Raw genomic sequence first — 13138 nt, 5'->3', positions numbered from 1 at the left:
CAGCCAGGACCATCTGATTATGAATTATCCCATCCCGACTACCCCCGAAGAAATTGCCGCCCTCCGACAGCGTCCCGTCGATGAGGAGATGATCGCTGCCGTGATTGCGGGAATTATTAGAATGGCCCGCGCTCAGGGTCAATCTCTCGATGATCTGACTGAAGAAATTCTCGCAGAAGACCCGATTTTAGATCAAGTGCAACGACGTTGGTTAAGTCAGCTTTTGACTAATGCTTGGCAAAATTTAGCTGGATGGGTGTAATTGAGCGATGGAATGGCTAACAATCACTCTCGCTAGTGTTTTGACCCTGTTAACTCCCGCAGGGGCAATTATTGATACGGTTTTAGCCCATACCCTTCGCTCTCAAGTCCAAAAAGTGGAACAATTATCCGTGAGGGTCGATAATACTCCCAATTATCAGGTTCTGCAAGGCAAAATCGATCGAGTTCGCATTTCTGCACGGGGAATTTATCCCCTTGCTGATGTTCGCATTGAGAAGATCGAGCTAGAAACTGAGCCAATTAGCCTCGATTTGCGGCAATTACAGCAGAAAAACAGCAGTTTAGCCGCCGCACTGCGCCGACCGGCTGCGGGAGCATTGCATCTTGTCCTCACGGAAACTAATGTTAATCAAGCTTTACAATCGGCAGCGGTCAAAGAACAAATTCAGACCCTGATTAATAATCTGATTCCCTCTAGGGAAGAATTTGGTAGCACAAAATATCAACTTAGTCAAGCAAATTTTAACTTTCTTAATAATAATCGAGTCGCCCTCAGCCTGCAGCTAGAGACCCAACGGCCAGACGAACCGGCAGCCAGCCTCGATCTGAGCTTAGAAGTGGGATTTAAGCTAGTGCAGGGGCGAAAAATCGAGCTTATTGACCCCACAGCTACTCTTAATGGTCGTCGCATCTCCTCGCGCCTTCTCAAGGGGTTTGCTGAGGGTATATCCACCCAGTTAGATTTAAAAAACTTCGAGAAACAAGGAATTATCGCCCGCCTTCTCCAATTGCAGATCGACGATGATAAGCTGAGTATAGCCGCCTTTGGCAGAATTGAACCTCGATCGGGGAACCCCAATTAAATTTAACGGTCAGAAAAGAGGAGATATTTCAGTGATCAGTGATCAGTAATCAGTAATCAGTGAAAAGAAAACGGCAATTTCTCTTTCAGTGATCGGTAAAAAGTGAAAAGACACTGGGAAACTGCTATTTAATACTGCTCACTTAAAACTCAAATCTAATAACTGATAACTGATAACTGATAACTAATAACTGATAACTGATAACTGATAACTAATAACTGATAACTGATAACTGATAACTGATAACTGATAACTGATAACTGATAACTGAATTATGCCTAGTTCTCGCTCTAGTGATCAAATCTCTTTGCCTTGGATAATTGGTATCGGCCTCGCTTTATTTACTGCTGGTGGTGCCACTGCTTGGTTTGCCGTCCATCACCTATCTTTCTCCCAGAAAACCAGCGAAAACCCGATTGAATCTCCCAGTCCGGCGCCGATAAGTCAATCGCCAATTGTTGAACCGATTTCTCCCGGTCCAGTGAAGACAAGTCCGACAGCAACTCCTGCAGCTATTCCTGTTAGGGAAACTCGACAGGTTTATTGGTTAAAAGTGACCGATAGGGGTAATCAATTAGTCACCCAAGAAATTACCGTTCAAAAAGCGGATAGCGACGACCGAGAGTTAACAGCAGTATTGCAAACTCTATTAGCAGGTCCAAGTAATCCTCAGGATATGACTACTATTCCCCCCGGGACTAAATTACTTGATTTAAAAGTAGATAAAACGGGAATTAAAGTTAATCTCTCGCGGGAGTTTGGCACTGATGATGGTCCTGATATGTTGATCGGTCGTTTGGCACAAATCATCTATACTACTACTACCGAGGATCCCAATGCCAAAGTCTGGATTCAAGTGGAAGGAAAACCCCTAGAATTACTAGGAGAAGGCCACGGTATTGAAGTTGCCCAACCGATGACTCGTAAGTTTTTTGAGGAGAATTATCAATTGTAAGTTGTCCGCGCATTTCAATTGTTGGTTGCGATAGCAAATTGAGGTTAACTAGGGGGATTACTGGGGGGATAGGGAAAAAAAATCGGATAGGGAATTTTAATTCCTTCTTGCTGATAGCGTCGGTGTAGGAGTTTAATAAATTCGTGTTTAATGGTGAGGTGTTGAAAAAATTCTTCTTCTACCACCTTGAGATAAACCGTCAGCAGGATACTATAGTAATCGAATTTACGATAAAGGATCAAGGGTTGATAGTCACCGAGGTTAGGTTGCAATAACTGGGCGATTTCTTGCATGACTTCTAGGGTAACTTTTTCGACTTTTTCTAAGTCACTATCGTAACTAATGCCCACTTCCACGGGAACCAGGAGGGAGTTATCTGGTAAACTATAGTTACGGAAACTAGAAGAAATGATCTGAGCATTGGGAATAACCAAAAGATTATTGGTAATTTCTTCGATGACTGTGCATCTTAAATCCACATCTCGCACATAACCAGCTTCTCCCGTTCTCAGTTCAATATAATCTCCCGGTCTAACTTTTTTAGAAGTGATAATATTAATACCTGACATTAAATTAGCTAGGGTATTTTGGAGAGCTAAACCGAGGGAAACACCCCCAATACCAAAGGCAGTAAGCAGGGGAGTTATCGAAATGCCAATCGAGCTTAAAATCAGCAAAAAACCGCAGCTAAAAATCAGAACTTTGGCGAGAAATTCAAATAGGGAAGTTAGGGAAGAAATGCCATCATCTCCCGTGGTATAAACTCGTAATATTTCCACGGATAATTGAGCAACAACCCAAGTAGCCGAAGCTAAAAAAGCCACTAGCAGAAATGTTTTGCTCAGGAGAATCAGGGAGGGAAAGAGGGGAAGATTGGGAAGGGAGAGGGCAATATTTAACCCCAAAAGTCCGAACCAAAGTATGCTTAATCCACGAAGGGAACGTAAAACCCCTTCCGAGAAACGCAGGTTTTTTTCTCTGGCAATCGATAAAAGTTGACTGACAACGCGCTTTTCTACGAGCCATCCCAACAGCAGGAAACTGAGGATGATGGTGATAGGTAGGATAATATAGGGCCAATCTTCCAGTCTGGTTAATAGGTTCATTGCTAGAGGGTTAGAAAAAGATGCAGTTTTGTCTTATATTATTCTCCATTTGCCTATCTCTAGCAGCGGCGGTGGAATTTTCGGGCAAAAAGTTGCAAAATGTAAAGAGAAACTCATCTTTTCTTCGGCGGCCTTCGTGAATAGTCAGTTAGTTAAACCCAAATTCGGGATTTATCGATTCTCAATGGTTATAATCGTGGTTTTGTTCCTGATTAGCACCTTTTTAATCACCTTTCATCTGGCTAAGATGTCGGATCCCTACATTAAAGAGGTGTTATCCCGACAAGGTAATGTCAGTCGCGGTTACGAAATCTTTCAGATTAACTGTGCTGCTTGTCACGGTCAGTTTGCTGATGGCATCGTCGGACCAAGTTTAGAGGACGTTTCCCATCGCAAATCGAGAATTAGTCTGATTGAACAGGTAATTAGTGGGAAAACCCCGCCAATGCCCAAATTTCAGCCCGATCCTCAAGCTATGGCTGATTTATTGGTTTATTTAGAAAATCTTTCAAAAAACTGACTTGAAAGAGGGTGTGGGGTGTAGGGTGTGGGGTGTGGGGTGTAGGGAAGGAAACCTCTTTCATCTGTGGGGGTGAAAACTTTTTCATCGGGACTGACTCTTGGCTGAGATTGATGATAAGCTAAGTAGGGAGGCACAATTATTTGTAGGATGGGTTAGCGGTAGCGTAACCCATGCGGGCGTTGGGTTTCATGCTTCAACCCAACCTACGTTCATCTTATATTTAATTCCACCCACCTACTTAGGACGCGTTGAAACTGGGTGGAGAGTGACAGGTGGGAAGTGGGGGAATGGGGGAATGGGGAATTTCAACTAAAACCCCAACACCCCCCGCAACGCGCACGCAGTGACCACCCCAAAACCCAACCCCTGAGAAACTGATAAATTTTACTTATATAGAAAAATTTTGCTTCTATTTGGGTACGCTAGTAGAAACACTTAACCATAAATACTTATGTCTTGGCATTCCCAAGTTGAATCGGCAATTATCCAAGGGGATTTCTGGCAAGTTAGCCAATTTTATCAAGAATTAATAGAAAAGGAACCCTTAGAAATTAGTCATTATTGGTATTTAGGATTAGCCTATCTTTTGGAAGCTAGGGAAGAAGAAGCGCAAACCACATGGTTATTCGTCCTCAGTCAAAGGGATGAAGGGGAAGTGATGGGGTGGACAGCAGATTTAGTCAATATTTTGGATGGGGAAGCGCGAAGACAATTAGAGTTAGGCAATTTAGAAACCAGTTGGTTAATTCGAGGACATATTCGCGAGATTAGTCCCGATAATGTTGATAATTTACTGCGGTTTATTTTATTAGCAATTAATTTGAATTATTTCGAGCAGGAGCAGTTACAATCTTGGTTATTTGTTGATGTGTTAAAAACAAATAATTTCCAGAGTCTAGAGTTAAGTTTATTAGCAGAAGTTTTCGGAAAATTTATCGATTATCAGATACCAGAAACCGTCCCTTACTTAGAGGCAATATTTCAATCTAACTGTCAGCGACAAACTTTTATCAAAGTAGTAGAAGCTAAAGTAACTTCTCTAGTCATTAATAATAAACCATTGGCTATTGATATTATTAATACTTGTTTAGCAGTAGAACCGGGGCAAATTTATCTGTTAGCTGAACTTTATCAATGTTATTTTGATAATCGAGATTTTCCCGCTGCTATGCAAGTAGCTAATCAATTAAAAACAATTTGTCGAGGTTTGCCTTCTCAAGCTGTCGCTGATTATATTGCTCTTTATGTCAAATTATTCAGTGGTAATTGGATCGATATTAAGACAGATATTGAAGAATATGCAGAATCCTTGCAAAAAAGTATCGCTAATCGAGAATGTCCCAGATTTTTGGAGAAACCATCCCTAACAATTTTATCTGCTCTAGTTTACCTAGAAGATAACCCCAAAAAAAACCGTTACATTAATAATTGTATTGGTCAACTTTTTCAGGAGTATGTTCGCAATAACTCTAACTATAATTACTATCAAAAATCGACTATTAAAGATACCAATAAGGTTCTTAAAATTGGCTATATTGCCCATACATTATATAATCATTCTATCGGATTAATCTCTAGGTGGTTAATGAAGTATCATGATTATAACCAGTTTCATGTATCTTTATACCTAGTATCTCAAAAAGAAGACCTTATCACTGAAAATAGTTTTAGAAATCAGGTAAATGCTTGCTATAATTTACCTGTCGATCCTCAAATGATTGCTGAAAGAATTAGTCAAGATAATATTGATATTTTGGTAGATTTAGACAGTATCACTAATAACACAACTTGTCAAGTCATGGCACTTAAACCCGCACCAATACAAGTGACTTGGTTAGGTTTTGATGCGTCAGGAATTCCCGCAATTGATTACTATCTTGCTGATAATTACGTTTTACCAGCAGATGCACAGGAATATTACCGAGAAAAAATTTGGCGCTTACCTAATTCCTATATTTGTGTGGATGGTGTCGAGGTTGCTTACCCCTCTCTCCGAAGGGATGATTTAGGGATTCCAGAGGATGCAATTAATTACTTAACCGTACAAACGGGGGTTAAACGTAACCCTGAAACTATTCGACTTCAGCTACAAATTTTAAAGGCAGTTCCTAATAGTTATTTGAGTATTCAAGGGTTAAGTGATGCTAAATCAGTGGAAAAATTATTTTTCAAAGTTGCCGAGGAAGAAGGAATTAATTATGAGAGATTAAAAATATTACCCCTCTATCCCACAGGAATTTATCGAGCAAATTTAAGAATAGCTGATGTGGTTTTAGATACCTATCCTTTTACGGGAGGAATGACGACTTTAGATGTGCTGTGGATGGGAATTCCTTTAGTTACAAAAGTTGGTCAACAATGGTCATCGAGAAATAGTTATACTTTAATGGTTAATGTGGGAATTAGTGAGGGTATTGCTTGGAGTGATGAGGAGTATATCGACTGGGGGATTAAGTTAGGTAAGGATGAAAACCTGAGACGCAAAGTTATCGCTAAATTAGATGAATCTAGACAAACTTCCCCGATTTGGAATGCACGTCAGTTTACTAAAAATGTGGAAAATGCCTATCGTCAAATGTGGCAAATCTATTGTGAAAGTTAATCAGGGAGAATTAAATCATGTCTTGGCAAAATGAAGTTAAAACCGCTTTAGAAAACAATCAATACGATATTGTTAGTCAGTTTTACGAAGAACTGATAGAAAGAGAAGCCACAGAAATTAGTTATTATTGGTATTTAGGATTAGCCTATCTTTTGGAAGCTAGGGAAGAAGAAGCACAAACCACATGGTTATTCGTCCTCAGTCAAGGGGATGAACAGGAGGTGATGCTGTGGACAGCAGATTTAGTCAATATTTTGGATGGGGAAGCGCGAAGACAAGTTAAGCTAAAAAATTGGCAATTAAGCTGGGTAATTCGTCAGCATATCTACCAGATAAATCCAGATAACCTAGAAAATTTATTATATCTAGTGCTGTTAGAAATTAAGCTAGAATATTTTTATCCCCAAAAACTTAAAGATTGGCAAATAGTTAATTTAATTAATTCGGACAAGTTAGAAAATTTCGATATAAATTTACTCCTACACACGATCTATAAACTTCTAGATTGGCCAGCGCAAGAAGTTTTAGATATTATCATAACCATTTTAAAAATAGAGTCACAACAATCAGCGATATTGGAAATTATCGAACAACATATTGACAAAATTTATTATACCGATAAAACTAATGCTGTTATTTTGACTCTTAGCTGTCTAGATATTATACCCGATCGCTTACTACTTTTGTACAAAATTCATCAATACTATATCGAGACTGGTAACTTTGAGTTGGCCTTAGAAACTGCTAATAAAATCAAGAATTTATCCAGTGATAAAGTATCAAAAATAGCTGGTATTTATCTGCTCCTCTATACGGAACTTTTAGCAGGTAATTGGTTAAATATTGACAATAAAACCCAAGAATATTATCAAGCAATTCAAAATAATTTAGAACGGTGTCAATGTCCCATGATAAATCAAGCTGAGGTTATGTCTATCACTTCTCCCTTAGCTTATTTAAAAGATGACTTAGTAGGTAATCGCAGGTTAACTAATCAGTTAGCCAAACTTTTTCAAGAGGCAGTTAGAAAAAAATTTAATCAAGTTACTATCGAGTCTCAGAAACCTAAAGATGTCAATAAAAAGCTAAATATTGGCTATATTGCCCATACTTTACGGCGACATTCTGTCGGGTTTCTAAGTCGCTGGTTAATTCATTATCATCAACGAGATAACTTTAATATTCATCTCTACCTAGTCAATCAAGTCGAGGACGATATTACGGAACAATGGTTTAAAAATAAGGCGCATAAGTATAATAATTTACCAGCAAACCACCAAATTATTGCCGATAAAATTAATCAAGATAACATCGATATTTTAGTAGATTTAGATAGTATAACTCGTGATAGCACCTGTCGAGTTATGGCCCTTAAACCTGCACCGATTCAAATAACATGGTTAGGATTAGATGCCACGGGAATACCTGCTATTGATTACTTCCTTGTAGATAATTTAGTTTTAGAAAAAAATGCTCAGGAGTTTTATCAAGAGAAGCTTTGGCGCTTACCTAATTGTTATCTTGCCGTGGATGGATTTGAAATCGGAACACCAACGCTAACCCGACAGGATTTAAACATACCAGCAGACGCAATTACTTATTTAACTTTGCAAGTGGGATTAAAAAGAAATCCTGCCACAATTCGCTTACAAATGCAGATTATTAAAGCAGTACCCAACAGTTATTTATTAATCAAAGGTGCGGGGAGTGAAAAGCTTATCAAAGATTTATTTATCAGCATTGCTAAAGAGGAAGGAATCGATGAAAATAGATTGCGCTTTCTCTCAGGAGTTGCTAACGAAGAAATTCATCGCGCTAATCTCCAAATTGCCGATGTGGTAATCGATACCTATCCCTATAGTGGTGCAACCACTACTCTAGAAACTCTTTGGATGGGTATTCCTGTAGTGACAAAAGTTGGTCAACAATGGTCATCGAGAAATAGTTATACTTTAATGGTTAATGCGGGAATTAGTGAGGGTATCGCTTGGAGTGATGAGGAGTATATCGATTGGGGAATTAAGTTAGGTAAGGATGAAAACCTGAGACGCAAAGTTATCGCTAAATTAGATGAATCTAGACAAACTTCCCCGCTTTGGAATGCACGTCAGTTTACTAAAGATGTGGAAAGCGCCTATCGTCAAATGTGGCAAATCTATTGTGAAAGTTAATTAGGGAGAATTAAATCATGTCTTGGCAAAATGAAGTAAAAACCGCTTTAGAAAACAATCAATACGATATTGTTAGTCAGTTTTACGAAGAACTGATAGAAAGAGAAACCCTAGAAATTAGTCATTATTGGTATTTAGGATTAGCCTATCTTTTACAAGGAAGAGAAGAAGAAGCACAAGCTACTTGGTTATTTGTTTTCACTCAAGGAGAAGAACAGGAAACCGAGTCATGGCTGCTAGAATTAAGCAATATTTTAGCTGACGAAGCTAACCGACAATTAGAGTTAGAAAATCTAGAAATCTCTTGGTTAATTCGTAAACATCTACAGGAAATTAATCCCAGTTATCTCGATAATTTACTGCATTTAACCCTCATTGAAATTAAATTAAATAGATTTCATCCTCAACAACTGCAAGAATGGCAAATACTAGAATTAATTACTCAGGGTTCAGTTAACTCTCAATTATTGGAACAGGTAGTAATTGCCGTCATACCTTACGCTCATAAATATACCATAGAATTAGTTCGGTTAAGTTTATCCTATCTTGGCAATTCTCTAGAATTACTTAATCACGTCATCACTGTCACCCGACACTTTGCTTTTGAGAAATATCAACCTATTTATTCCGTTGACTTAGCGGAAGCTTTTCTTTCCCTTTATCCAGAAAGTTGGTACTTAGCCGTTAATTTATTCTGGTTTTATGTTGCTGTACCTGACTATGAAAAAGCAATAAATTTAGTCAATAAGTTGAAAGAGAAAAGTCAAACGATTGATTTAAAAATGTTTAGTCAATCTCTCCTTTTTAATGCTTCTTTGCGAGCCTCAAAATGGAATAACATTCCTAGTATTTGTCAAGAGTATAAACACTTAATTAAAGAATTTATAGAAAAAAAGCCCCAAGACATACATCCCTTAGTTAGAGAAGCTTTACTAACAGTTATGAATCCGATTTCTTACTATGAAGATAACCCGAAAGAGAATCGAACGCTTTTAAATCAGATTGGCAGTTTTTTCCAAGAAACCTACAAAGCAATGCTGGGTTTTCAGGAGGAAAGTTTTGACAAACCCAGAGAAAATAATCCCAACAAAAAACTTAAAATTGGTTACATTGCCCAAAGCTTAAAACGTCATCCCGTAGGTTTATTGAGTCGTTGGACTATTAATTATCACAATCGTGAGCAGTTTGATATTCACCTTTATATGGTGAGTCAACCTGTGGATGAAATAACTAAAAAATGGTTTTCTAATCCCGCAGATAAAATCTATCATGCTACTGCTGATTCCCTGGCAACCTACCGCAAAATTAAAGAAGATAACATCGATATTCTTGTGGATTTAGATAGTGGTACTGGGGCAATCGTTGCCCAAGTTATTGCCTTAAAACCTGCCCCTATTCAAGTTAACTGGTTAGGTTTTGATGGTTCCGGTTTACCCGCAGTGGATTATCTTTTAGCGGACCCTTATGTACTACCAGAAAATGCCCAAGAATATTATCAAGAAAAAATCTGGCGTTTACCTGATGCTTTTGTCGCTGTAGATGGGTTTGAAATAGCCGTTCCTACTCTGCGAAGAGAAGATTTAGATATTAATAACGATGCGGTTATTTATCTAAGTTCTCAAACAGCAATTAAGCGTAATCCTGCGATGATTCGCTTACAAATGCAAATCCTCAAATCCGTAGCTAATAGTTATTTCCTGATTCAAGGAGTTGCTGATGATAATTCTCTCTGGGATTTATTCTGTCAAATTGCCGCAGAAGTTGGGGTAGAAACTAATCGAATTAAGATGCTTCCTCTCTATAAAACGGAAACCTACAGGGCAAATTTAGCCATCGCTGATGTGGTTTTGGACACCTATCCCTTTAATGGTGGTACAACCACCTTAGAAACCCTCTGGATGGGAATTCCTCTCGTGGTTAAAGTGGGGCAACAATGGTCATCACGCAACGGTTATACTTTAATGATGAATGCGGGAATAACTGAGGGTATATCTTGGAGTGATGAGGAATATGTGCAGTGGGGAATTAAGTTAGGATTGGATAGAAATTTAAGAGAAGAAGTCCGTTGGAAACTCCGAAAGTCTCGTCATACATCTCCCCTCTGGAATGCCAGACAATTTACCAGAGATTTAGAAACTGCTTATCGGCAAATGTGGAATATTTATTGTCAATCTTAGCGGATAAAAACTATGCAATGGCATCAAGACATACAAACACACTTAAACGACAACAATTATCAACTGGTATTGCAGTTTTATGAACAATTAACTGAAAACAATTCTCCTGTAATTGAGGATTATTTTTATCTAGGATTAGCCTATCTTTTACAAGATAGAGAAGAAGACGCACAAGCTACTTGGTTACTGGTGTTGAGTCAAGCAGCTGAATCAGAATTATCGGGGTGGATAGAAACTTTAACTCAAATCTTAGATGCAGAGGCAACCAGACAAGAAAATTCCCAAAGACTAGAGACAAGTTATCTAATTCGATGGCAGCTACAAAATCTTAATCCTAGTTTTTTAAATAATCTCCTGCATCTGATGGAATTAGAAATACAATTCCAAAATTTTGCTATGGAAAAGTGCAATGATTGGTGTGTATTTGAACTGTTAGAGAATACAGCTACAGCAGCAATTAATCTTGATTTACTGCTGCGAGTGACGGAAAAAGTTTTAATCTACCCCTGCACTAATACCATCCACTTTTTAGAATTAGCAGCCTTACATATCAATAATCCAGAAATAATTGCGGCCAAAGTTATCTCAGCAATTGTCAATTATGGTTATCAACAAAAACAAAGTGTATTTGCCATTAATTTAGTAGAACTTTGTTTGCGCTTTCTACCAGAGGATTTATACTTACAAAATAGTTTGTTTAATCTTTATAAAACCACCACTTTTGACTATAAAAAAGCTCTAGAAATCGCCGATAATTTTTATAAAAATTGCCAAACAAATACTGAAAAGCTGTTCGGAATTTCTCTAGTGATTGGTATTTTACAAGCTAAGGGAGACTGGGGAAATTTACCTAAATTTATCGATGAATTAACACAACTAATCGAGCGACAAATTAATGCCGAACAATTTAATGCACGTCCCTTTATTATCGACTCTATTTTAGGCGTTACTAGCTGTCTTCCCTACTATCAAGATAATCCGAAAATTAATCGCTATTTACAAAGTAAACTAGCAGAAATTTTTCAAGCAGATGTAAGAACCCGCTATAACTATATTGCTCCTGTTTATTCTCCAAAATCTCCAGCAAGAAAAATAAAAATTGGTTATATTGCCTATACTCTCCGTCGCCATTCTGTGGGTTGGTTAAGTCGCTGGTTATTTCACTATCATAATCGAGATAAATTTGAAATTTACACCTATTTTGTCAACCAAGGAGCAGACGAAATTACTGAAAAATGGTTTATAAATAACTCAGATTATAGCTATAACTTGCCCGCAAAAATTGAACAAATAACTACCCAAATTCGTCAAGACAAATTAGATATTTTAGTGGATATTGATAGCTTAACTAATAATACAACTTATCTAGTAATGGCATTAAAACCCGCACCGATACAGGTAACTTGGTTAGGATTAGATGCGTCGGGAATCCCTGCGATTGATTATTTTATTGCCGATAACTACGTTTTACCCGAAAATGCTGAAGAAATTTATTCAGAAAAAATCATCCGACTTCCTAACTCTTATTTATCCGTGGATGGTTTTGAAGTGGGTGTTCCCACCAGGAGAAGAACTGATTTAAATATTCCCGATGATGCTATTATTTATCTGACCGTGCAATCGGGATTAAAACGCACCTTAAACATGATTTATCTGCAATTGCAGATTCTCCAACAGGTTCCTAATAGCTATCTTTTAATCAAAGGTTTTGCCGACAAAGAAACCATTCGAGAATTATTTCTCAAAAGTGCTGACGAATTGGGAATTAGTCAAGATAGATTAAGATTTTTGCCCAATGATTTGCATGAGGAAACCCATCGCGCTAATCTAGGAATTGCTGATATAGTTCTCGATACCTATCCCTATAATGGTGCTACCACAACCCTAGAAACCCTCTGGATGGGGATTCCTTTAGTCACTAGGGTTGGTGAACAATTCGCAGCCCGCAATAGCTATACTTTTATGAAAAATGCTGGCATTAGTCAGGGTATAGCTTGGAGTGATGAGGAATATGTGCAGTGGGGAATTAAGCTAGGATTGGATAAAAATTTGCGGGAAGAAGTCCGTTATCAATTACGTCAATCTCGTCATACATCTCCCCTCTGGAATGCCAAACAATTTACCAGAGATTTAGAAACTGCTTATCAACAAATGTGGAATATTTACAGCCTTTCTCATCAAGATGAAGTCTAACCTAATTTGCCATCGCCGACCGAAGACCGACTCCCTTCGGTTTGGTGGGTAAAATGTATTCTAAGATACAGTGCTGCTGGCGAGTGCGTGGAACGAACCACAAAGACACAAAGGACACGAAGATCGATCGATCCTATGTAAGTTAAACTTATCACACAGAACCTAGAAGAGCCAAATTTGTTTTTAATAGTGTGATTAACTCCCAAGTTATCGGGCTCTTCGTTACTCTTTATGCTAAATCAACAGACAAGATGCCAAGACAACATACTTCTAACCCAAAAATTCCGAAAGTTTCTCAAGCCATAGGCTCTCCGTTTTATTAGTTT

General features: G+C 38.1%; 10 protein-coding genes. 8 read left to right on the top strand and 2 right to left on the bottom strand.

Going from position 1 to position 13138, the window contains the following annotated elements; translation table 11 throughout:
- Nucleotides 1-19 precede the first annotated feature (19 nt).
- The 3 genes from H6F92_RS13980 to H6F92_RS13970 all read left to right on the top strand — a co-directional run bounded on the left by H6F92_RS13980 (nt 20) and on the right by H6F92_RS13970 (nt 2040).
- Nucleotides 20-262: a hypothetical protein gene (locus H6F92_RS13980; protein ID WP_002763591.1), complete on the top strand. Its 243-nt coding sequence runs from the start codon at nt 20-22 to the stop codon at nt 260-262.
- A gap of 7 nt (nt 263-269) precedes the next feature.
- Nucleotides 270-1085, top strand: coding sequence for an LmeA family phospholipid-binding protein (locus H6F92_RS13975; RefSeq protein ID WP_190358401.1), 816 nt, complete (start codon nt 270-272; stop codon nt 1083-1085).
- A gap of 274 nt (nt 1086-1359) precedes the next feature.
- Nucleotides 1360-2040, top strand: coding sequence for a GerMN domain-containing protein (locus tag H6F92_RS13970; protein ID WP_190358400.1), 681 nt, complete (start codon nt 1360-1362; stop codon nt 2038-2040).
- Nucleotides 2041-2084: 44 nt separating this feature from the next.
- Here the strand turns inward: H6F92_RS13970 and H6F92_RS13965 are convergent, their stop codons facing one another.
- Nucleotides 2085-3146: a mechanosensitive ion channel family protein gene (locus H6F92_RS13965; RefSeq protein ID WP_190358399.1), complete on the bottom strand. Its 1062-nt coding sequence runs from the start codon at nt 3144-3146 to the stop codon at nt 2085-2087.
- Between the two features lie 28 nt (nt 3147-3174).
- On the opposite strand from H6F92_RS13965, the gene H6F92_RS13960 reads away from it, so the two are divergent.
- The 5 genes from H6F92_RS13960 (at nt 3175) to H6F92_RS13940 (ending at nt 12812) form a co-directional block, all read left to right on the top strand.
- Nucleotides 3175-3666 (top strand): c-type cytochrome, encoded by a 492-nt coding sequence (locus tag H6F92_RS13960; protein ID WP_190358398.1) that lies wholly within the window; start codon nt 3175-3177, stop codon nt 3664-3666.
- 454 nt (nt 3667-4120) lie between these two features.
- A complete protein-coding gene (locus tag H6F92_RS13955; protein WP_190358397.1) occupies nt 4121-6271 on the top strand; it encodes an O-linked N-acetylglucosamine transferase, SPINDLY family protein in 2151 nt (716 codons plus the stop codon).
- 17 nt (nt 6272-6288) lie between these two features.
- Nucleotides 6289-8442 carry an O-linked N-acetylglucosamine transferase, SPINDLY family protein gene (locus H6F92_RS13950; RefSeq protein ID WP_190358396.1) on the top strand — a complete coding sequence of 718 codons (2154 nt, stop codon included), beginning with the start codon at nt 6289-6291 and terminating at the stop codon, nt 8440-8442.
- A gap of 17 nt (nt 8443-8459) precedes the next feature.
- Entirely contained in the window at nt 8460-10619 is a 2160-nt protein-coding gene (locus H6F92_RS13945) for an O-linked N-acetylglucosamine transferase, SPINDLY family protein (protein WP_190358395.1), read from the top strand.
- Between the two features lie 12 nt (nt 10620-10631).
- Entirely contained in the window at nt 10632-12812 is a 2181-nt protein-coding gene (locus H6F92_RS13940) for an O-linked N-acetylglucosamine transferase, SPINDLY family protein (protein WP_190358394.1), read from the top strand.
- On the opposite strand, the gene H6F92_RS26070 is transcribed toward H6F92_RS13940, so the two are convergent.
- The gene (locus H6F92_RS26070) at nt 12809-13000 is read right to left on the bottom strand and encodes a hypothetical protein (protein ID WP_265795850.1); all 192 of its coding nucleotides are present in this window, start codon (nt 12998-13000) and stop codon (nt 12809-12811) included. The genes H6F92_RS13940 and H6F92_RS26070 overlap by 4 nt on opposite strands.
- Nucleotides 13001-13138 lie beyond the last annotated feature (138 nt).

Origin of the sequence: Microcystis wesenbergii FACHB-1317 (assembly GCF_014696875.1) — a bacterium.
Classification (GTDB): domain Bacteria; phylum Cyanobacteriota; class Cyanobacteriia; order Cyanobacteriales; family Microcystaceae; genus Microcystis; species Microcystis wesenbergii_A.
Note: the sequence above shows the minus strand (reverse complement) of the source record. Positions and strands in the feature narration are given on the sequence as shown.